The following is a 21,199-nucleotide window of genomic DNA, read 5'->3' on the forward strand; positions in this document are numbered from 1 at the left end:
GTAGCTGTCGGTACCAGCCGAGTTTTCGAGATAATCGGAATGACCCCACTGTGGGTATTATTATCATGGTCAATCGTGCCATAGAGTTTGGTGCTGATTCCGATTATCTCGAATCGGCTGTCCCGTCCCACTGAAGCCACGTGTTAGCCACCGGTTCGTCGAGAACCGAACGTGTGTCGCTGGACTGGAACGAGTCGTGTTCCCTCCTGTGCGAGGAAACGCGGCAGTCTGTTACAATGCTATTGGTGTAACGAGGATTTCCAAGGGTGTTACACAAATACCTCTGTAACAACTTCTGGGAGGAGTGGTTCGCGGACAGGACCGGGCTGACGTGACTGGCCCTTCCGGTAGACCGTCTATCTGGGGATCGAGACGCGAACAGCTATTCCCAAATTGGTACTACTAGTCCCAGAGAACTTCTTCCGGTATCTGCCCCAACTGGGCCGGATAGAATCGCGTTGATTTTCTCTTTGGGCCCATACAAGACAAATCACCATCACAGTTGCAGTAGGGGGTCCGGAACGGAGGACCGGTCGTGATAGATGGGAGTTGTCCCAGTGACCAGTCTCATTCCAGCAAAAACATTTTTATAACTTGATTATGAATTACCGTACTATGCCTGCCAATAGTTCTCGCGGACTCTCACGGCGGTCGCTCGTTCGAGCTGCACTCGCCATCGGTGGCGCGAACGCACTCGCGGCCTGCCAGGAGTTCGAGCGACCGCCCGACGACGGGTCGACGGCGTCTGCCGAATACCCCCGTGGTGTCGAGGATCGCTCGATGCTCCCCGCGCGGCAGCACGCCTGGGACGAGTATCTGGTGAACAGCGTCCACGGAACGACGACCCAGAGTCAGCATCAGTTGCTCCTCGGTCTCAGTTACGAGGGCTCCATCCCACCCACCGAGTCCGAGCGACGACAGGTCGAGAACGCACTCCGGGGACTCGAACGCGCCTTCCAGTGGGGGAGCGGTCTCAACACCAGTGGCAGTATCAACAACGGGCTGCTGTTCATGCTCGGCTATGCACCCCGCTACCTGTCGCAGGTCGACATCGACGTCGACGGGCTTCAGCCGCCCGAGGAGATACTGGAAGAACTCGGTGAGGACCCCGGTCTGGCGGCTGAGTTCGACGCGATGTTGCTGCTGGATAGCGATTTCGCGTCGATTCTCCTCGCGGCCGAGCAGGCGCTGTTCGGTGAAAAGGAGATGCTCAACGGGCTCGAAGTCGAGGACCGACTCACCGGTGTGTTCGAGGTGACGACGCGCCGGTCCGGAGTCATCGGGAAGGGGCGACCGGCCCAGGAACTCGACAACGAGAACATCCCCGAGGATGCACCGCTTTCGATGGGCTTCCGCGCAGGGTTCGACAACAGCCTGCCACCGGAGGAGATCGCGACGCTATCCTCGGGCCCGTTCGCCGGTGGGACCACACTCGTCGTCTCCCGCATCAAGACCGAACTCGGCGACTGGTACGAGCAGTCTCACCAGAACCGATTGAAGGAGATGTACTGTCCGGCTCACGACTACGAGGAGGTGGGCGACATCGGTGACCGGATGGGTGACCACAGCGGTATCAGGGAATCGGACGTCGAGAACATGGACGAACTGGCAGCCGAGCATGGTATCGTCGGGCACGCCCAGAAGGTGGCCGCTGCCAGGGACGACGACTTCCAGACGAAGATCCTCCGCCGCTCGGAGGGGGTCGCGACCGACGACGTCGATGGCTCCTCGTTCAACTTCTCGTCCATCCAGACGGACACCCGGAAGTTCGTGGACGTGCGGAGGGCGATGAACATCGACGAGTACGACCACGATGTGCCGGACGACCGGCACGGTATCGTCGACTACCTCGGCACCCGGTCGCGGAGTACCTACCTCGTCCCGCCGCGCGCAGACAGAGCCCTCCCGAGTAACCGATGACGGGGCTTACGACACGACTTCCGTGGTCTCGGAAGCAAAGGGGTGCGGTGTTGGTGGTGTTCCTGCTGGTCGCGAGTGCGGGCTGTACTGGACTGACCAGTTCCGAAGCGGAGCTGGAGACGACGATAGACTTCCGGGACCGGACCGACGAGGTCGGCCTCGAGTACCGGACGGACGGGGGCGGTGCAGGCAACGGGGACGACGGCGTCTACGTCGCGGACTACGACCGTGACGGCTGGCAAGACATCCTGGCCGTCGGCGGCGAGAATCCAGTCCTGTTCCGGAACACTGGGGGTGAGTTCAGTCGGGTCGAGAACTTCTCCGTCGGTGACTCGGTCAAGAGTGCACTCTTCTTCGACTACGATGGCGACGGGTGGGAGGACCTGCTGTTCCTTCGGTCCCACGGCGAGCCCGTGCTGTTCCACAACGACGGCGGACAGTTCGACCGGGCAGCGATGGACTTCGGCTCGCTCGCGTACCCGATGGGTGCGACCGCGGACGACTACGACGGTGACGGCGACCTCGACCTGCTGGTCTACCAGTCGGGTGACTGGGCGACCACCAAGCCGGAGGGCTACTTCAGCCTGCACAAGGTCGTCCGGAAGGACAACGGCCACCCGAACGTGCTCTACGAGAACACCGGTGATGGCTTCGAGCGCGTCGAGAACTCGGGCCTGAGTGAGTCACACCGCTGGAGCCTCGCGGCGAGTTTCGTCGACCTCACCGGTGATGGACTGCCCGACGTCCACGTCGCGAACGACTTCAACACCGACACCGTGTACGTCAACAATGGGGACGGGACGTTCGACGAGCGACCACTGCGTGGGAACACGTCTCGGAACGGGATGTCGTCCGAGATCGCCGACGTGAACGGCGACGGGGCACAGGACGTGTTCACGACGAACATCTACCTCCCCCTCGACGAGGTCGGCGACGAAGAACGCCAGGAACGGTTCCGGTTCCTGTTCAGCTACGTGATACAGTCTGGGCGCACGAAAGGGAACACGCTCATGCTCAATGATGGCGCTGGCGGGCTGCAGGACCGGGCGGTCTCCTTCGGCGTTCGCCAGGGTGGCTGGGGGTGGGCCGCGAGTCTGAGCGACCTCGACAACGACGGCGACCGGGACCTGATTCACGCGACGCAGTACGTGGTCCGGCTCGACCGTGAGAACCCACATTACACCTATCCGATGCTGTTCGAGCGCGAGGGTGACGCGTTCGAGAACCTCGACGCCAGCGAGCGGAACCTGGGCGAGCAAGACGGACGCGGGCTCGTAACGCTCGACTACGACCGGGATGGCGACCGCGACGTGGTCGTCGCCCCGTACGATGGCGACGTGAAACTCTACGAGAACGTGGGTGCTGACGCGAACAGTATCGAGTTCCGGGTGGCCGATGCGCAGGGGTCGACCCTGTACGGTGCAGAAGTCACCGTCTCGACGGCCGACCGAACGACGGTGGTCCAGCAGACGGTCCAGTCGGACTTCCTCTCACAGGAGAGTCGCGTCTCGCACGTCGGACTGGGTGGCCACGACCAGGTCGACCTGACGGTGACCTTCCCGGATGGCACGACGCGGACGTTCGAAAACGTCGATGCGAACCAACACGTGAGAATCACGAAGGACGGACTATCGGTCGTTGCGGACTGGGAGAGAGACGAGGAAGAAACCGAAGAATCCGATCGCCTCGACAGCCCCTCGAGTTCGGTAGGACTTCTACACTGACCGAGCCGGGGGAATTAACACCCCGACTCCCGAACACGGAGACGATGAGACGGTACGAACCTGACTGCGTGGATGGGACGCTCTTTCTGGTCTCCGAGGGTGACAGGGTCGAAATCGGTGCAGTCGACGACATCGTCGACAGCGTCGGTGGTGAGACGTACACCATCGAGTACGACGACACACAGAGCACGCAACCCTGGCTCGAGACGGACGACGGTGAACTCACTGTCGATGTCCGTGAGACGGTGACCACGATGACACACCCCGAGGAACTGGTGGCTGGTCTCCGTGACCTCGACATGGAGACGGACCGCTACGGTCTCCCCACGCGGACGGTCGAGTTCGCGAACCGGTTCGTCGACATCCTCGACTCACAGGGTGCAAAAGCGGGCGACCAGGGCAGTAGCTGACGACGGCACCGCCCACGCATCCCCGGTGGTTTTATGTAGCATGAGAGACCACTTCGACAGAGATGGACCGAGGATTAGTACTCATCGAGGAGAGCGACGACCATCGTCGTCTACTGTCGGAAGCGGTCGAACACGCCGTCGGTGCAGGGGCGGATCTCGTCCTGTTGACGACGATGACGGAGAAACAGTTCGAAGACGATGCCGAGACACTGGAGTCTATCGGGCGAAGTGAGAACACGAACTACGACAGCAACACCGTGCTCGACGGTGCAGTTGCGGACATCGAGGCGTTCGCCGGCGACCATATTCCGGACGACGTAGAGAGTACCGTGGTCGCTCGGATGACGGACAGGCCCGCGAAGGCGCTACTCGACGTCGCGGACAAGCGAGACTGTGACCACGTGTTCGTCCTGGGGGAGCGGCGCTCTCCCACTGGGAAGGCACTCTTCGGGGACGTCGCACAGCAGGTCGCCCTGAACTTCGACGGGTACGTGACGCTTTCGACCCGCTGAGCGCCAGCATCGACGGAGTCGGTGGGTTGCAGGCTCAGAGCACCGGCAAGGATCCTGCTACCACCGGCGACCAGGGGCCCGGTGGTGGTCGACAGCGACTACGGTCACGTGTCCCTGTCGATTGCTTCGAGTGCTTCAGTCGCAACATCGCCCAGTTCCCCGGCCTCGATGTGTGAGTACCGCTCACGCACCATCTCCTCGGAATTATCGAGATAGCGGGCGGCGACGGTGTACCCGAACGCGCGCACGAGGACCTCCCCCATGCCACGCCGCCCACCGTGGGGAGCGAGGTAGTCGTGTTTGTGGTCGGTGATCTCGATGTTCGCATCGTCGGTCAATCGCTGGAGGAGCGACCGAGCGCCATCGGTGGTCAACGATGGGGGCCGAATATCCGCATCGAGCGCTAGCAGGAGGTCACGGGCGTACCCATCGCGTCGTTCGTCGATAGCATCGGGTCGGTGCCCCCGGTCGGCCAGTTCGTCACGAACCAGTTCGGCGAGCGTTCGCTGGTCGAACGTCGGGAACACCGGCCACCGGTCTGATGGCGGGTCCATGAGTCTCCGGTAGGATTCCAGTGGCGCGATAACCGGGTCTGGGAGACTCGCTGCGTCCCACTGCTGTTTCTTCCGGTAGACCTCCATGCTTCCGTCCTCGAGGTCGAGCTCCTCCCACCGAACGCCGCGTCGACGCGGGTCGTTCGGGTCCCGGAGGAGCTCCCCGACGCGGACGGCCGTGTACGCGAGGATGAAGACGAGGGCGCGGTCCCGGGCCGCCCGCAGTGCAACGTACCGTTCTCGTTGTCGGTCGGACTCGCTCTCGAGCTCGGTGAACGTCTCGATCGCGGTTCGGGCCTGCTCGTCGACGTAGCGGGTGAAGGCGTGTCGCTGGTCCGGGGTCCACGACTGCTGGTCGCCGGGTTTCCTGCCGTCGTCCTCGGGGAGGGGTGCGGTCGCGCTCGCTCGCTGGGCGTAGTGCGCCCCCAGATAGCCCTCGTTGACGCACCAGCCACACCAGGCAGAGATGTAGGCGTAGTACGTCTTGACGGTGTTCTGCTTGAGTCCGCGGTCTCCCGTGAGATGTCGTGCGTACTCGCGGAACACCCGTTCGTCGATGTCGTCGAACGTCGGTTCACGGTCTGCATCCCGGGGAACGATTCCGGCCCAGGAATCGCTCCCGCGGTCGCCGGCCGCCCACGCCGCGAAGCGCTCGAGTTCGCGGGCCGCGTTCCGTCGGTAGTTCCCGCCAGAGCCGCCGCGTCCTTTGCCCTTGTCCTGGAGGTAGCGCTCGAACGTTTCGGCGAGTGGTGTCGTCGGGCCTCGCCCTCTCATCGGCCGGCCCTCCGTGAGTCCGCGATAGCGGTGCTGCTGGCTCTCTTCCGGGGGCACGCCGTCGATTGTGGCGGATGTAGCATTCGTGCTTACCCGACTGCGCGGAGGTACTTCAATCTGGTCGTGATTATCAGAGTAATCATGACCACACTCTGTTTTCCCCGATTCGCCCGAATTCGAGAGTCTGAGCCCACGAGCAGCCCGCTAAGGGTGTATATAAACCTTATGACGCTATAGCAAATCGGCTGAACCGCGCTGAGCCGACATCTGCGGCAGCACCGCTGGAGAAGCCGAGTCCGTACGGTCCAATGCCGGAATCTCTCCGGGGTCGAGCGAGAAGCAGGGTTCCGAGCGTCGAATGACGTGACTGGATTACTCGACGATGGTGTTCCGAAGGGTCCCGATTCCCTCGTAGTGGATCTCGACCGTTTCACCCGGTTCGACCAGCCCCGGGTTCGCAGGACTTCCGAACGCGATGACGTCTCCCGCCTGGAACGTGAATCGCTTCGAGAGGTACGAGAGGATCTCGTGCGGCCCGAACAGCATCAGTTCGGTGTTCGCCTCCTGTCGTCGCTCCCCGCCGACGTCGGTCCACATGTCCATGTCGGTGGGGTCGACGTCCGTCTCTATCCACGGACCGAGTGGGCCAGACCGGTCGAACGCTTTGCGAGCGGTCCGCCCCTGCTGGTCGAGCGCGTCGAGGTCGTTCATGATGGTGTAGCCGCGAACGACCTCGGGAACTTCATCGACAGAGAGGTTCCGGCAGCGCTGGTCGATGACCGCCGCGAGTTCTCCAGCGTAGGTCAGCTCGTCGGTGAACTCGGGATAGCGAATCGGTTGCTCGTGTGCCGCGAGCGAGGTCCGTGGTTTGATGAAGAAGTCGGGTTCGTCCGGTCGTTCGTACTCCATCTGGTCCAGGGTCTCGGCGTAGTTCCGACCGACACAGTACAGCGTCGACGGGTCACAGGGTGGGAGCAACTCACCGTCGACGCCGACCTCGTAGTCGCCATCCGCGGCGTGAATCACTCCATCCTCGTAGTGCCCCTCGACAGGGCCGTCCGGTGTGGAAAGTCGTGCGATTCGCATACCCGGAGTATCGAACCGACGTGATTAGTAATCGTTGGACCGGACTCGCTCCGCTGCCGTCGCACCCGAGAGCGAGGGATTTGAGGATACCAAGGACAGATTGCCCCGGAATCGCGCAGCCCGGTCCAGCTCAGTCCCAGAGGTCGTACATGTCGTCACGGACACCGCCGGTGAAGCGCTGGCCGTCGGTGAAGACGCCGATGTCGTCCTCTTCTGCCGGTTCATCGACCGTGGCGACGATGCTCGCGTCGATGCCCTCCGCCCGCAGCGCCGAGAGTGTTTGCTCGGCCGCCGCCTCGGGGACGCTCGCGAGCATCCCACCCGAGCCGAGCACCCGGAGCGGGTCGACAGCCATCGCATCACATAGCGTCTGCGTCTCCGGCCGGACCGGGACGTCCCCTCGCGACACGTCGAGCCGGACCGCCGACGCGCAGGCGAGTTCGACCAGTCCGTTCAGGACACCGCCTTCGGTCGGGTCGTGCATCGCGGTCGCGACCGACCCGAGGACCGCGGCTTCGGGGAGGACGCTGATGTCGTCGAAGAACCCTGTCGCGCGGTCGATGGTCCCGGGTTCGACGCCACGCTCGGTGAGGTCGGCGCGGAAGTCCGTCGCGAGGACGGCAGTCGCTTCGATACCGGCACCCTTGGTGAGTATCACGACGTCCCCGGGCTCTGCCCCAGAGGTCGGGACGTACCTGTCGGTCGGACCCATGCAGGTCAGCGAGAGCAATGGGCGGGCGAGCCCGGCGACCGTCTCCGTGTGTCCACCGACGATGGAGATTCCAAGTCGGCTGGCCTCGTCGTCGAGCTGTGCGGTGATGTCGTCGATGAGGTCGACGTCCGGTTCCGGGAGGAGGATGGTGCTCACGAGCCATTCCGGAACGCCACCGCAGGCGGCAACGTCGTTACTCGCGATGGCGACACCGAGCGTCCCGATGCGTTCCGCCGCGAGCGAGATGGGGTCGGTGCTGACGACCATGGTTCCCTCGTCGGTGGCGATGGCCGCAGCGTCCTCCCCATAGCCGGGGCCGACGACCAGGTCCTCGTTGGCCGCCCCCGTCCGCGAGAAGATGTAGCGGTCGAGGTCCGCAGGCGAGAGTTTGCTCATGTCCTCCTCTGTGTGTGGTGTGCTTTTGTGCCTTCCGTCGAGCGCTGGGTTGAAGCGACCGTACCGATAACGGCTCTCTATGCAGATGACACCCGGTCCGACGGCCGTTCCCCCGCGGGTTCGCGACCGCATGAGCGACCCGATGCCGAACCCCGACGTGGAGCAGGCTTTCTTCGACATGTACGACGACGTCTGCGCGAACCTCCAGACCGTCTACGGAACCGACGACGACGTGATCGTCATGGGCGGCGAGGGTATCCTCGGACTCGAAGCGGCCATCGCCTCGACGGTCGCTCCGGGCGACGAGGTGCTTTGCATCTCGAACGGACTCTACGGCGACGGCTTCGCCGACTTCGTCGAGAACTACGGCGGGGACCCCACGCTCGTCGGGGCCGACTACACCGACCCCCTGGACGTCGAAGCCGTCGAGGCGGCCCTCGACGACGGCGATTACAAGGTCGCGACCATGGTCCACTGTGAGACCCCGACGGGCACACTCAACGACATCGAACCGGTTCTGGAACTGTGCCACGAACACGACGTCCTGACCGTGGTCGACGCCGTCTCTTCACTGGGCGGAACCCCAGTCCCGAGCGAGCACATCGACATCAACCTCGGCGCGTCCCAGAAAGCGTTCAGTTCGCCGCCGGGACTGACGACGGTCGCCGTCAGCGACCGCGCATGGGCGGTCGCAGAGGAGCGCGACCCGAACTCGCTCTACACGAACCTGCTTCCCTGGCGCGACACCAGCGAGATGTTCCCGTACACGCACCTCGTCTCCAACGTCGCTGCGCTCGACGAATCGGTGTCGATGTTGCTGGACGAGGGGCTGGAATCGGTGTACGAACGCCACGAGACAGCGGCTGCCCGCTGCCGCGAACGAGGGGGAGAGCTGGGTCTGGACCTCTACCCCGATGCCGAGCGCAGCGCCCCGACGGTGACGGCGTTCCACCTCCCCGGAGAGGCAGCGACCATCCAGCGCGAACTCGACGAGGAGCACGACATCGTCCTCTCGACCGGACTCGGTGACCTTGCGGACGATATCCTCCGCGTGGGTCACATGGGATACAACGCGAAGGTCGAGAAGGTCGACCGCGTGATGGACGCGCTGGAGCAGGTTCTGACGGAGTAGGTAGCTTTTTACTCGGCTCCTTGTGAGTTAGCCCGTGTACGATTTCTCGGGCAGGCTAGTTCGCCAAGCGTTCTCGACGTTGTCGCTCGCTCCCGAGCTACTGCGACAGGCAGACGGTGGCGTCCAGCTCCTGGAGCAGGTGCAGTCGCTGTTCTCGGCGATGGGTCCAGCGTTACTCATGCCGGTCATCGTGTTCCTCCTCGGCGTCGTCGTGGGCTTGCCCGTTCTCAGTGCGGTTCGCTCGGGCCTGCTCGTCGGCGTCGCCTTCGTCGGTATCTTCGCGCTGCTGGACTTCGTCCTGGGGCCGATCGCACAGACGGTCCAGGCACTCGCGACGGTCTGGAACCTGAACCTCGTCGGACTCGACATCGGCTGGGCACCGGTCTCCGGGTTCGCCTGGGCGATGGGCGTGACCGCGCTCATCATCCCGCTCGGGCTCGGCGTGAACCTCCTCATGCTCGCGCTCGGCTGGACTCGAACTCTCGATGCGGACATCTGGAACTACTGGCAATGGGCGCTCAACGCGGCCATCGTCTACGTCCTCACGGGGAGCTGGGCACTGGGCCTCCTCGCTGCAATCGTCACCGAGATACTCGTGCTCAGACTCGCCGACTGGACGGCCGAACTCGGGCAGGTCTACTTCGGGATTCCGGGGACGAGCCTTCCCCACGCGCAGAGCGTCCTGCAGGCCCCGTTCGTCTTCGCCATCGACCGGTGTCTGCGGGCGCTCCCCGTCATCGGGTCGCTGGAGGTCAGCCCCGAGGCTATCGAGGAGCGAATCGGCGTCCTTGGAGAACCGGTCCTGCTCGGCTTCCTCGTCGGCCTGTTCATCAGTCTCCTCGCACAGCAACCACCCATGGACGGCTTCCGAACCGCGGTCTACGTCGCGGGCTTGCTGACCATCCTCCCCGAGATGGTCGAGTTCCTCGTCGACGGCCTCGACCCCGTCGTCGAGCAGGCGTCCACCCGGGTCAACGAGAGCGACCGATTCGGTGGCGACACGGTCGTCATCGGCATCGATGCCGGGGCCATCGTGTTCGCCGACACGACCGCAGTCGTGGCCGGACTCCTGCTCATCCCCTATGCGCTGGGCCTCGCGTTCATCCCCGGCATCGTCGTCATGCCGCTGGCAGACCTCGTCGTGTTGCCGATATTCTGCATGTGGGCTGCCGCGATCAGCCAGGGGAACCTCGTCCGGACGGTCATCGGCGGTGGCATCATGACCACCATCGTGACTGTCGCGAGTACGGTTCTTGCGCCGTACATCACCGAAATCGGGACCGTGACTGGTGGTCTGCAGACCGTCGATACGAACGGCTCCGAACTCGTCTCCGCACTCAGTGCTGGGGGCCACTGGTGGTCACTCGGACTGTTCAGCCCGCTCGGACTCTCGGCCGGTGTCAGCGAAGCGGTCGTGCTCGCGGGTGTGGGCTCCGGCGTGCTCGCGTACGGGTGCTACCGGTGGACGAAACACATGCCAGCACAGGTCGCAGCGAATTTCGACACGGAGTCCAGTGACGGGGTCGAACGGAAGACGGTGGTCGCACCTGCCGAAACTGACGATTGACTGGTCCAGTCTGGCGAGAGAGAACGTCTCGACGAGCTGGCGACAGGTAGTCGTTAGTGTCTGGGTCGCCGCCTCGCCGTCTCGACCACGGTTGCGGTCTCGTCGACCGTGACCGCCAGCGTCTCACCCCCGGCTTCGATGGGGACGAGATACTGCGGCGGGTCGTCGGAGACGACACGCACTGCCTCGTCGTTCAGACAGAAGTCGAACGTCCAGAACCGGCGGTCGTCGACGTAGATACCGTGGTCAGCGAGGAACGAGACGACTTCGGGGTCCGAAAGCAACCGGAGTCCGATGGTCGACCCGACGGTGCTGCCGCAGTCCTCGCAGTTGCTCGTGGCCGCGTAGTCGATGTACCAGCCGGGGTCCGTTTCGACCGTCGTCTGCATCCTGCCGCTGCAGTGCGGGCAGACGCCACGGTGGGCGAGCGTGAAGTCCCGCCAGAGGCGCTGGGAGTACGCGTCGAGGAACGCATCGGCGTCACGGGTCGCCCGCCCGCGCGGGGGAAAGTAGCCGTAGTGGACCAGGGTCTCACACGCGGGACAGGCGAGTTCGAGGTCGCCGTCTTCGTAGGTCGCGTGGAGTTCGGTCCCGCACTCGGGGCAGTCCGCCCCAGCCGGTTCGTCGAGCGGGGCCGGAGTTGGCCCAAAGCGCTCGTCCAGGACCAGGTCGACCGCCTTGGCACCGGAGGGAGTGAGGTGGTAGGCGTCGTCGGTCTTGGTGACGAACCGGGAGACGAGCTTGTCGAGATGGTAGTTGAATCGCCCGCTGTCTTCGAAGCCCGCTGCTTCCTGGAGCGCGGCGAATCCGAGCGGGTCGGACTGCCAGAGCGCGAGCAGGATGTCGATGCGTGCCTCGTCCGCGAGCGCCCCCAGCGCGGCGGCTGCCTCCTCCGCGTCCACGTCGGCGGTGCGCTCTTCCATACCTGCTCTTCGGCGAGCAGTCTCCTGAACCTGTCCCTCTCGGCCGAAGAAAACTTCTGCTGAACCTTATTGGGCGCTGTCCCCAACTCCCGGTAACGCAATGACAGCCCCAATCAGCACTGGCATCATCGGGACAGGCGGGTTCGGCACGTTCTTCGGCGAACAGTTGGCCGAGGTCGAGGATGCGTCGATAGCGGCCATCGCGGACGTGAGCGAGGAGAACCGAAACCGGGCCGGCGACCAGTTCGGCGTCCCTCCCGAGTCGCGGTACGGGGACTACGAGGACATGCTCGCCGAGGCTGACATCGACGCCGTCGTCATCTCGACACCCCATACGCTCCACTACGAGATGATCACGGCCGCGATGGATGCGGGCCTCCACGTGATGTGCGAGAAGCCCCTGACCACCGACCTCGGTCACGCGAAAGACCTCGTCAGGCGCGCCGACGAGAGCGACACGATTCTCATGGTCGGCTACCAGCGCCACCTCAGTCCGGCGTTCATGCTGGCCAGAGACGAACTCGCCGGCAGCGAGCCGAAGTTCATCACGGCCGAGATAACCCAGAACTGGCTCGCGGCGACGGGCGGGACGTGGCGACACGACCCCGACCTCAGCGGCGGCGGTCAGCTCTACGATACCGGGAGTCACCTCGTCGATGCCGTCCTCTGGACCACCGGCCTGGTCCCCGAGTCCGTGTCTGCCGAGATGGTGTACGAGGACGAGGCCGAACGTGTCGACATCCAGGCGGTCCTCAACGTGACGTTCGAGAACGGCTGCGTCGCGAGCCTCTCCGTCTCCGGGGACTCACCGCGGGTAAGCGAACACATCCGTCTCTGGAGCGACGACGGCGGCGTCCGCATCGACGGGACCGACTGGGACGAACGAGCGGTCTCCATCGTCGAAACGGACGGCACGGAGGTGTACCCTTCGACCGAGGGCGTCGAGAACCGCAACCGTGCGGAGGCGTTCATCGACGCTATCGTGCACGGTGAGACCCCACCGGCGACGGCCCGCGACGCGCTGGCCGTGACTGCGGTCACCGAAGCGGCCTACGAATCGGCACGAACGGGCGAGAGGGTCAGCGTGGACCTCGACATCCCAGAGTAGTCGTTGCAACGGTTCCAGAAGATTTCTTCACAACGTCGGCGGCCTGTCGGTCTTCCTTCGATACCAACCCCGGTCTCCTCACGAGGTGGTCGACGGGTCCAGCGGGCCAGTCTCAGGCGCGTCCCCGACTAGCTCCGGCAGCCGACGATGAACCCAGTTCACCGAGACGCTGGAAGCCACTGAAGATACCTTCTGATTACCGTTATGATGGCCGACACCGTGCCTCGGTGTACGATGCATCATCCTGGCCCCCCTCGATTCACGACGGTCGGCGACCCTGTCGAACTCGCGCCGCGAGACCCCGACCCGGGCGGCGACTACGACTGGCGAGTCGTGGACGCGCCAGCAGAAAGCACGACCACCCTCGGCGATGGCGCAGTCCTCGACTTCGACCCCGACGCGCCCGGCACCTATCGGATCGCACTCGACGCGCCGGATGGGACCCACGAACTCACGGTTCGGGTCTTTCCGGACGACCGAAAAGAGACACGGCTGGAGTACCCCCTGGACGAGTTCCCCCGTGACGCCGACGAGCTCGACGACGTCTCCGTCATCGGGCTGTTCAACGAACACATCCTCGGCGTGGACCAGCCGACGGTCGAGAACGGCATGGTCGGTATCGAGAAGCGACTCTCGCCGGGATTACACCGTTTCGGGTTCACCGCCCCCGGTTCGTTCTGGGTTCCAGGCGGCATGCACGAGGTGTCCGGTCCCGGCCGACCGAAACTCCGACTCGACGCCAGCGTCGAAGACGACGCAGTCGTCGTGAGTGCGGTCACGGCCGCTGCACCCGCGAGCAAGTTCGAGGACGAGGAGATTTCAGTCGAGTTCTACCCGGACGACCGCGACGCCGTCTCGGATAGCGACCTCCAGAGGGACGGGAACACCGCGAGCCTTCCCCTCGACGCGGTCGGCGAGCGCGCTCGCATTCACGCGGTCGCCGTCGGCGAACGACACAGTGTGCCCGACGTGGTCGACATCCGCGTGGAGGACAGCAGCGAGGACTCCGTCTATCTCCACTATCCGAACGAAGCCCCCGAGTGGCTGCAGGACGCCACCATCTACGAGATATTCGTCCGGTCGTTCGCCGGCACGCGCCCCCCGACTACCTTCGAGGAACTCGAGCGACGACTCCCGTACATCGACTCGCTCGGCGTCGACTGTGTCTGGCTCACGCCCGTTCTCCAGAGTCCGACGGAACACGGCTACCACATCACGAACTTCTTCGAGCTGGCCGACGACCTCGGCACTCGCGAGGAGTTCGAGTCCTTCGTCGAGGCGGCCCACGACCGTGGGATGACGGTCATGTTCGACCTCGTCGTCAACCACTCCGACCGCGAGCACCCCTTCTTCCAGATGAGCGCCGCGGGCGTGCCCGAATACGAGGACTGGTACGTCTGGGAGGAGCGGGCAGATGCCTTCACGCCGAACGAGGAGCCGAGCCCGCGGTCCCGCGGGCCTGGAGAATCCGACAAGCGCGCCGAACGGTACTTCAACTGGAAGCGCATCCCGAACTTCAATTTCGAATCGCTCGCCGTCCGGTCGCACCTCCTCGACGTGGTCGACGAGTGGGCCGGCGTGGTCGATGGGTTCCGGTGCGACGTGGCCTGGGGCGTCCCGCACGGCTTCTGGAAGGAGACTCGAGAGCGCGTCAACGAGCACCATCCAGAGTTCGGGTGGCTCGACGAGACGATTCCGCACGACCCGGACTACCACGACCAGGAGTTCGACGCGCACTACGACACGAGTCTCTACTACGCGCTCCGGGACATCGGAACCGGCGACGAACCGGCCACCGCCATCCTCGACGCCCTGGACCACATCGAGCACGCGGGCTTCCCGGACCGCTCGGTTCACATGCGCTACGTCGAGAACCACGACGAGGACCGCTACATCGACGAGTGTAGTGAGCACGCCTTACGGGCTGCCGCCGCCGCGACGTTCACGCTCCCCGGCGCGCCGATGATCTACGCCGGACAGGAGCGCGGCATGACAGAGTACCGCGGCCCGATGGCCTGGCACGATGGGGACACCGCCCTCACGGACTACCACCGGCGGCTCAGCCGAGCCCGGGACGAGCACGCAGTTCTCCGTGAGGGGTCGGTCGAACGCGTCGACTACGTGGCTGACACGACCGAAGCGGTCGCGTTCGCCCGGGACGACGGTGACGAGCGGGTGCTGGTCCTCCTCCACTTCGGCGATGGCACCGCGACCGTCACGCTCTCGGAGTCCATCGGAGACACCGACCTCGTGACCGGTTCAGCTGTCGATTCGGTCCCTGTCGACGATGGTACCGAAGCCACGGTCGACGACGTGCTGGTCGTGGACGCAGTCTGATTCCGGGAGAGCAGTGCACAATGTGTACACATTTAACACATTGCACACTGTTTGGACTGTGTAAATTCTGTCGCAGGCTCGCCTGAACCAGTCCAGACCGACCGGAGAAGAACAATCGGGTGCGGCTCAGACCGTGTGGACCAACGCCTGACCCCCGGAATCGCGGGTGACGGCCCACAGGGCTTCGGGGGCCTCGACCAGGACGCCTTCACCGCCGGTCGTCTTCTGGTTCTGACGGATGACGTTCCCACAGACCGCGTGGCCGCGGCGGGTTGGAGCCCTGTGCTTCGTGTGTCCGACGACCTGCGCGGGGGTGTCGGTCGGCATGTGCTTGAAGTCCATCCAGAGGAGGCCTGCGTCGGGCCCGCGACCGGACCCACCATCGAGGCCGAAGACGGTCGGATACTGCTCGGGTATCTCTTCTTGCACCTCGATGTACTCGCCCGCGTCGATTGCAGCACCGAGGTCACGCGCTGCTGCCTGAACCGCTTCGTTCGCCGCAGATACGTCGATTGCGCCGGGCGACCCGGCGTGACTGTACGTGTACTCGTGTCCCTCGAAGGCCGCACTCACCAGTCCGGCGTCGACCCACTCGAGGAATCGCTCGCGCGACTCGTCGTCGAGGCGGCCACTGTACGTCTCGGGCCAGTACAGGACCTCGGGGAGGAGGATGGCCATCTCGTGGTTCCCGAGGTGGAAGCGAACGCGACCGCGGGGGGCTTCGTCGAGCAGTCGCTGGACCAGCGCGAGGGTTTCGTCGTTACGGTCGCCGCGGTCGACCATGTCCCCGTTGAAGACGAGCACGTAGTCGTTCCCGGCCCAGTGGAGGGTGCCGTCCTCGTCCTGGGTAACCACCGGGTCGAACCGGTCGGTCTCGCCGACGGCCGTCAGGGCACTGCGAGCGTCGTCGAGGTAGCCGTGGATGTCGCTGATGCTGACGATGGGCGTTCGCCAGTGGTCGGGGATCGCGTCGTCCAGTGGATTCCAGCGGTCGAGTTCGACCGCGGCGTGCGGGAGCGTCGCAGGTGGATCGTCGTTGGAGGAACGGAGGCGCATGCGTGTCAGTATCGGACTGTTGTCAGCTTGAAAAACGTTTTCCAACCGTGGGTACCACTCTCACTCCTATTCCGATTCACTCTCGACCGACAGGAACGGAATCGTCGCCTGCTCACTGGTGCTGTAGGCGAGTGCCTCGGACTGGCTCGTCCCCTCCGGGGGAATCATATCGAGCACCTTCGGTTCGACGTTACCGTCGCTCCCGCCGCCGAAGGTCCACTCTCCCTTCGACGAGCTGATAGCGCGCAGGCCGCCGTCGCCGTAGCCGTCGTAGGGGCAGACCAGCGGCGCAATCTCCATCCCGGCAACCGAGCCGCCGATGGCTCGCTTCGGGAACTCCAGGTACACCGTCTTCTCGTCGGCGAGGCCGGCGTCGGTGTCCGTGCTGACCGTCTCGCCGCCGTCGTCGCTCGGCACCTCGACATTGACCGTCGATTCGCCGTTCGCGACGACCCGGTAGTGGTAGGGTGCCTCGAAGGTCGCGACGACGTTCTGTCGAGCCTGCTCGCTCGCGGGCTGGTCGGTGGCTGCACCGGGGTCGCGCAGGTACACCTGGAAGAACTGATGGGAGAACCCGTTCTCCAGGTTCCACGGGTTTTCGACGGGGTCGGCCATCTCGAACAGGAACCGGACGCGGTCGCGGCTCTCCTCGATGCGGAAGCCAGTGAGGTCGAACGCGTTCTCGTAGAAATCGCCCGCGGTCGGGTAGGTGTAGCTCCCCGGTCCGTGGTCGTCGCCGGACTGGTCGGTCCAGCTCGCGAGGGACTCGAACGAGGACGTCATCGGTGTGTAGGGAACCTCTGCCGGAGCATCTTCACTGAAGGCGAGCGCGTCGGCATTGGTCACGCCCTGTGGCGTCACGAGGTCGACGACGTTCGGGGCGTTCGCCTTCTCTGTGCCGCCGAAGGTACGCTCGTGGGCAGTCGATTCGACCTGCATGACGTTCCCCTCGGATTCGGGGTCGTAGCCGAGTACGAGGGGTGCGACCTTCATCGACGAGAGCGGGTCGTTGAGTGAGTGCTTGGGGAACTGGACGAGGATACCCCCATCGGGGAGGAGGGCGACCTGACCGGTCGCGACCTGTTCGTCGAGTGCGGTCTCGACGCGAACGCCGTGCTCGCCGTCGACGAGGATGCGGTACTGGTACAGGTCGGGGATGGTGACGCCGACGCCTGCCCGTGCTTCGTCGACGCCCCAGAGGCCCTTCCCGTTGGAGAGGTAGCACTGGATGTGCTGGTGGGAGAAGCCGTGGTCGAGGTTCCAGGGATTTTCGACCGGCCCGGCGACGTCGAACTTCAGCTGGTAGTCGTCGGTCGTCTCGAACGCGGTGACGCCGGTGATGTCGAAACTTCCCTCAGCAACGCCGGTCGGGTAGGTGTAGTTCCCGGGTCCGGCATCGTCACCGGTCACGTCATCCAGCCCGACGATTCGGTCGCCGAGCCCGACCAGTGAGGATGTCTCGAAGACGGCGAGCGTGTCGACCGAGACGGTGACCGTCCCCTCGCCGCTCCCGACCTGTCTGTCGCTCCCGGAGAACTCGTCGGTGGTCGAGACCGCGTCGCGCAGGTCGACCGAGGCCGCGTCCACACCGAAGTTGACCAACACGACGCGCTTGCCGGCCTCGGCGTCCAGCCCGAAGGCGAGCACGTCACCGTCTGCGTCGGTCTCGTGCCAGGCCCGGGTGAGTTCTGCATCTGGACCGAGTACCGGTGACTCGTGGTAGAACGCGATGAGTGCTCTGTAGAACCCGAGGTGGTCCTGTGGAACGGTGTCGCCGTTCTCCGCCCAGTTCATGAACGCCCGCTTGTACGGGTCCGTCTCGATGTCGTCGTCGAGACTGACGTTGTCTTCCCACACGCTCTCGCGCCGGGTGCCATACTCGCTGATGAGGCGTTCCTGGCCGTAGTAGACGAACGGGATTCCGGGCAGCGTGAAGCTGGCTGCGGCCGCAGCGCGCTGGGCCCTGGCCGGGTCGTCGCGGCTCCCGTGCGCTTTGGCCTCGTAGTAGAGCCGGGGTTCGTCGTGGTTCTCGACGGAATTGATGAGCCGGGTGTAGCTCGGGAACCCCTCGATTGGGCGGCCCTCGACAGCATCGACCAGTTCGGCGGGCTTGGCCTCGCCGCGGGCCACGTCGTGGACGGTGTTCATGAAGTCGACCGTGTCGAAGTGCACGTCGAACTCGGACTCGGCGAAGGAGGGGTCGTTCGGGACCGTCTCGTCGAGCAGGAAGAACTCGGTATCTTTCGCCTTCACGAGGTCACGAACCTCCTTCCAGAAGCTGTGGGGTACACCCCAGGCGACGTCGCACCGGAACCCGTCGACGATGTCCGACCAGAAGTCAGCCGCGGCGAGGATGTGCTCACGGAGGGCGACGTTCCCGAAGTTGAGGTTCGGCTGGAGGCGAACCCCGAAGAAGCTCGTCTGTGCGGGTGCGGCGTCGTAGGATAGTCCCTCCATGCGGTCGAACCAGTCGAAGTACTTCGAGTCCTCGTTCCAGCCCGTAATCTGGGGGAACTCCCAGGAGTTCGCCGGGTCCGGGCCGGTGCTGGCGATGGTGTCCTGGAAGAAGGGGTGAGTCCAGCCGCAGTGGTTGATGACGAGGTCGAAACAGACCTTGATGTCGTGGCGGTGGAGTTCCGCGACGAACGCTTCGTACTCGGCCAGGGTGCCGAGATCCTCGGCCACGTCGAAGTAGTCACCCGTGCTGTAGCCGTGAGGGCCGCCCGGTGCGTGGGTGTCGGTCTCGGCGTCGATGGTCGCGCTCCATGCAGGGACGATAGGCGTCAGCCAGACCACGTCGATGCCGAGTTCAGCCAGATAGCTGGCTTTCTCCTGGAGGAACGCGAAGTCGGTCGCGCCCTCGCTCCCGGCAAACGAGCGCGTGAATATCTCGTAGATGACCGCGTCGTCCAGCCACTCGGGCGGGCGGTTCGGAAGGGTGACCGACTCGGATTCTGGGTCGAGTTCGATCTCGTCGGTGTAGCTGTGTGCCTCGCCGTCGAAGGCGGCGGCGGAGAGCCGCGTTGGGCCGTCGAGGGCGTCGTTCGGAACGTGCGCCCGGTGCTGGTCGTCGACTTCGATGTCGGCGTTCGAGAGGCCTGCTTGGTCCGCTGGCAGGAACTCGACGTCCAGGTCGTTCGCGTCGGCGTTGCTGTCGCTCGCCAGCGCCGCGTTGGCGTCGACGACGAACTCGTCTGCGTCACCGTCGTACGACCCCGAGAGTTCGAGCGTTGGGGGGCCACCCGCGTTGCTCGGTGCAGCCTCGAACACTCGAATCGTCTGCTGGTACGTCCCGTCGGGTGCGGCGAGTTCCACGACGTAGGTCCCGGGGACGTCGGGTTCGAACTCCGCCGTGTTGTGCTGGCCCGCGTCGTACTGTTCGGCTCCCTCGTCGTAGGGGGTCGGCGCGAACACGAGTTCGGCGTCGCTGTCGTCCGGTTTCGACGCGATTGACCAGGTGAAGTCGTCCGGACTGTAGTTGTCGGGGTCGCGCGTCGGGTTCTGGATGGACGGCGCGAGGTTGTCCCGGTCCAGGCCGTGGCTCGCGTCGGAGAAGATGGGGTCCATGAGGCGCTCGCCGACCTGCATGAATCTAGGTGGCCCGGGGTCGAACGCGCCACCGGGCGGTCGGTTGTTGTCGTTCGGGTGGTCGTCTTCGGTTTCGGTGTCGGGACTGGTCGATTCTTCTGTCGGTGCGGTCGTCTCTGTGGGTTCTCCCTGGGTGCCGCCACAGCCGGCGAACATCCCGAGACTCGCCACGCTGCCGTACTGGAGGACTCGTCGCCGTGTCAGGGAGTCGCCGCCTGTCGGTGTGTTCTTCCTGTCAGCCATTGTCACGTTCCACGTTTGCTCAGACCACCACCCCACAGTACAAAAATGTTTTGTGAAATTGTACTTCATACTTCCACAGATTCTGTTCGATGGTTCGTTTCCCGAGACCCAGGTCACCAGCTGAGTGAGTGGAAATCATCGGGGTGGCAATTAACTGAATAATTACTATTATGGCATATTACAATGGAGATTATGATTTGTTGTCCGCCACACCGAAGCAGTCGCAGGTTTGAAACAAACTCTACCCAGTGAATACCCAAATCCTTCCACTCCCGCGTTTTCACAGCGCATATCACGCGTTATCGACGAATTGGTGTCGAAGCGGATCTCCAGTAGGTGGCTCACGACAGACACAAGAAAATCAGACGACTGAACGAGGGAATGTGGAAACGTAACGCTCTCAAACGCCAATTACTCGGGGTACCGGCGTAGAAGTGTCAATTAATCTGCCGAGCCACTGTCGCACCGTGTACTTGCCGGCTCCTACTAGCTATAAGAGTATAATTTTATTTTGAAAACTGTGGTCTGACCTGTCCCATCTACTTGGGTCCCGGTGGCAGCTCATCGAGAGAGTGTGGCAATACAGAGAATGCTTCGAGCGGGCAGCATTCGGGTTCCAGAGCTGTCGCTATCCGACCCCGTCGCCCCGACACGTGCAGCGTCAGGGGTACGGCTGGCTCATCACTTCGATGGGGTCGTCCTGTGCGTTACTCTGCCATTCCGGTCACGACGACTGGGATCTCCGACTGCAACAACACCGACTGCGTGGTGCTGCCGAACAGCGCCTTGCCCACGGGAGACCGTTTCCGCCCCGCGATGACGACCTGCTCGGCGTCCAGATCACGAGCCGCCTCGATGATTCCCTTGTCGACTGGACTGTATATCTCCTGTTTCTCTACCTCGATACCGCGGTCTTCGAGGTGCGATTGCACTTCGATTACCGCCTCGCTCTCCTCCGGGGGGAGCGAATCGTCCATCGGGTTCTCGGCCTCGTCTTCGTCGGCGTACGAGTGCACGATGGTCACCGCGATGGCCGACTCCGCGTTCGGGAGTCCCGCGATATAGGATGCCTGTGTCAGTGCTCGTTCGACGTCCGTACCGACCGGTGCTACTATCCGGTACATACGGTACCGACAACCACGCGCATCTACATAGTG

At 64.1% G+C, this 21,199-nt stretch carries 15 protein-coding genes; 8 read left to right on the forward strand and 7 right to left on the reverse strand.

Annotated elements, in window-relative coordinates; all coding sequences use genetic code 11:
• Positions 1-615: 615 nt before the first annotated feature.
• The 4 genes from ACSC1S_RS19280 (at position 616) to ACSC1S_RS19295 (ending at position 4,566) form a co-directional block, all read left to right on the forward strand.
• A complete protein-coding gene (locus ACSC1S_RS19280; protein ID WP_435365716.1) occupies positions 616-1,920 on the forward strand; it encodes a DUF7405 family protein in 1,305 nt (434 codons plus the stop codon).
• A 56-nt stretch (positions 1,921-1,976) separates the two neighbouring features.
• On the forward strand, positions 1,977-3,644 hold the full coding sequence (locus tag ACSC1S_RS19285; protein ID WP_435365717.1) for a CRTAC1 family protein: 1,668 nt from the start codon (positions 1,977-1,979) through the stop codon (positions 3,642-3,644).
• Between the two features lie 44 nt (positions 3,645-3,688).
• Positions 3,689-4,054, forward strand: a complete 366-nt coding sequence (locus tag ACSC1S_RS19290; RefSeq protein WP_435365718.1) for a hypothetical protein — start codon at positions 3,689-3,691, stop codon at positions 4,052-4,054.
• Between the two features lie 62 nt (positions 4,055-4,116).
• Complete coding sequence (locus ACSC1S_RS19295) at positions 4,117-4,566, forward strand: universal stress protein (RefSeq protein ID WP_435365719.1); 450 nt, start codon at positions 4,117-4,119, stop codon at positions 4,564-4,566.
• A gap of 104 nt (positions 4,567-4,670) precedes the next feature.
• On the opposite strand, the gene ACSC1S_RS19300 is transcribed toward ACSC1S_RS19295, so the two are convergent.
• The 3 genes from ACSC1S_RS19300 to ACSC1S_RS19310 all read right to left on the reverse strand — a co-directional run bounded on the left by ACSC1S_RS19300 (position 4,671) and on the right by ACSC1S_RS19310 (position 8,088).
• The gene (locus tag ACSC1S_RS19300) at positions 4,671-5,894 is read right to left on the reverse strand and encodes a site-specific integrase (RefSeq protein WP_435365720.1); all 1,224 of its coding nucleotides are present in this window, start codon (positions 5,892-5,894) and stop codon (positions 4,671-4,673) included.
• 372 nt (positions 5,895-6,266) lie between these two features.
• Complete coding sequence (locus ACSC1S_RS19305; protein ID WP_435365721.1) at positions 6,267-6,980, reverse strand: fumarylacetoacetate hydrolase family protein; 714 nt, start codon at positions 6,978-6,980, stop codon at positions 6,267-6,269.
• A 130-nt stretch (positions 6,981-7,110) separates the two neighbouring features.
• A complete protein-coding gene (locus ACSC1S_RS19310) occupies positions 7,111-8,088 on the reverse strand; it encodes an AIR synthase family protein (protein WP_435365722.1) in 978 nt (325 codons plus the stop codon).
• Between the two features lie 79 nt (positions 8,089-8,167).
• Between ACSC1S_RS19310 and ACSC1S_RS19315 the strand changes: the two genes are divergently transcribed.
• Complete coding sequence (locus tag ACSC1S_RS19315; RefSeq protein WP_435365723.1) at positions 8,168-9,220, forward strand: pyridoxal-phosphate-dependent aminotransferase family protein; 1,053 nt, start codon at positions 8,168-8,170, stop codon at positions 9,218-9,220.
• Positions 9,221-9,254: 34 nt separating this feature from the next.
• On the forward strand, positions 9,255-10,787 hold the full coding sequence (locus ACSC1S_RS19320) for a PTS transporter subunit IIC (protein ID WP_435365724.1): 1,533 nt from the start codon (positions 9,255-9,257) through the stop codon (positions 10,785-10,787).
• 53 nt (positions 10,788-10,840) lie between these two features.
• On the opposite strand, the gene ACSC1S_RS19325 is transcribed toward ACSC1S_RS19320, so the two are convergent.
• Positions 10,841-11,710: a DUF7351 domain-containing protein gene (locus ACSC1S_RS19325; RefSeq protein WP_435365725.1), complete on the reverse strand. Its 870-nt coding sequence runs from the start codon at positions 11,708-11,710 to the stop codon at positions 10,841-10,843.
• A gap of 100 nt (positions 11,711-11,810) precedes the next feature.
• On the opposite strand from ACSC1S_RS19325, the gene ACSC1S_RS19330 reads away from it, so the two are divergent.
• Both ACSC1S_RS19330 and ACSC1S_RS19335 read left to right on the forward strand, forming a co-directional pair.
• Complete coding sequence (locus ACSC1S_RS19330) at positions 11,811-12,818, forward strand: Gfo/Idh/MocA family protein (RefSeq protein WP_435365726.1); 1,008 nt, start codon at positions 11,811-11,813, stop codon at positions 12,816-12,818.
• A gap of 234 nt (positions 12,819-13,052) precedes the next feature.
• Complete coding sequence (locus ACSC1S_RS19335; protein ID WP_435365727.1) at positions 13,053-15,155, forward strand: alpha-amylase family glycosyl hydrolase; 2,103 nt, start codon at positions 13,053-13,055, stop codon at positions 15,153-15,155.
• Positions 15,156-15,281: 126 nt separating this feature from the next.
• On the opposite strand, the gene ACSC1S_RS19340 is transcribed toward ACSC1S_RS19335, so the two are convergent.
• The 3 genes from ACSC1S_RS19340 to ACSC1S_RS19350 form a co-directional block, all read right to left on the reverse strand.
• On the reverse strand, positions 15,282-16,211 hold the full coding sequence (locus tag ACSC1S_RS19340; RefSeq protein ID WP_435365728.1) for a metallophosphoesterase: 930 nt from the start codon (positions 16,209-16,211) through the stop codon (positions 15,282-15,284).
• 66 nt (positions 16,212-16,277) lie between these two features.
• Positions 16,278-20,042 (reverse strand): glucodextranase DOMON-like domain-containing protein, encoded by a 3,765-nt coding sequence (locus ACSC1S_RS19345; protein ID WP_435365729.1) that lies wholly within the window; start codon positions 20,040-20,042, stop codon positions 16,278-16,280.
• Positions 20,043-20,749: 707 nt separating this feature from the next.
• A complete protein-coding gene (locus ACSC1S_RS19350) occupies positions 20,750-21,166 on the reverse strand; it encodes a universal stress protein (RefSeq protein WP_435365730.1) in 417 nt (138 codons plus the stop codon).
• Positions 21,167-21,199 lie beyond the last annotated feature (33 nt).

Origin of the sequence: Haloarchaeobius pelagicus, assembly GCF_051207375.1 — an archaeon.
Classification (GTDB): Archaea; Halobacteriota; Halobacteria; order Halobacteriales; family Natrialbaceae; genus Haloarchaeobius.

Coding starts and splice junctions, on each gene's coding strand:
- ACSC1S_RS19350 (WP_435365730.1), bottom strand. CDS start 21,166: ATGTACCGGATAGTAGCACCGGTCGGTACGGACGTCGAACGAGCACTG.
- ACSC1S_RS19345 (WP_435365729.1), bottom strand. CDS start 20,042: ATGGCTGACAGGAAGAACACACCGACAGGCGGCGACTCCCTGACACGG.
- ACSC1S_RS19295 (WP_435365719.1), top strand. CDS start 4,117: ATGGACCGAGGATTAGTACTCATCGAGGAGAGCGACGACCATCGTCGT.
- ACSC1S_RS19325 (WP_435365725.1), bottom strand. CDS start 11,710: ATGGAAGAGCGCACCGCCGACGTGGACGCGGAGGAGGCAGCCGCCGCG.
- ACSC1S_RS19300 (WP_435365720.1), bottom strand. CDS start 5,894: ATGAGAGGGCGAGGCCCGACGACACCACTCGCCGAAACGTTCGAGCGC.
- ACSC1S_RS19315 (WP_435365723.1), top strand. CDS start 8,168: ATGCAGATGACACCCGGTCCGACGGCCGTTCCCCCGCGGGTTCGCGAC.
- ACSC1S_RS19310 (WP_435365722.1), bottom strand. CDS start 8,088: ATGAGCAAACTCTCGCCTGCGGACCTCGACCGCTACATCTTCTCGCGG.
- ACSC1S_RS19280 (WP_435365716.1), top strand. CDS start 616: ATGCCTGCCAATAGTTCTCGCGGACTCTCACGGCGGTCGCTCGTTCGA.
- ACSC1S_RS19340 (WP_435365728.1), bottom strand. CDS start 16,211: ATGCGCCTCCGTTCCTCCAACGACGATCCACCTGCGACGCTCCCGCAC.
- ACSC1S_RS19330 (WP_435365726.1), top strand. CDS start 11,811: ATGACAGCCCCAATCAGCACTGGCATCATCGGGACAGGCGGGTTCGGC.
- ACSC1S_RS19335 (WP_435365727.1), top strand. CDS start 13,053: ATGCATCATCCTGGCCCCCCTCGATTCACGACGGTCGGCGACCCTGTC.
- ACSC1S_RS19290 (WP_435365718.1), top strand. CDS start 3,689: ATGAGACGGTACGAACCTGACTGCGTGGATGGGACGCTCTTTCTGGTC.
- ACSC1S_RS19305 (WP_435365721.1), bottom strand. CDS start 6,980: ATGCGAATCGCACGACTTTCCACACCGGACGGCCCTGTCGAGGGGCAC.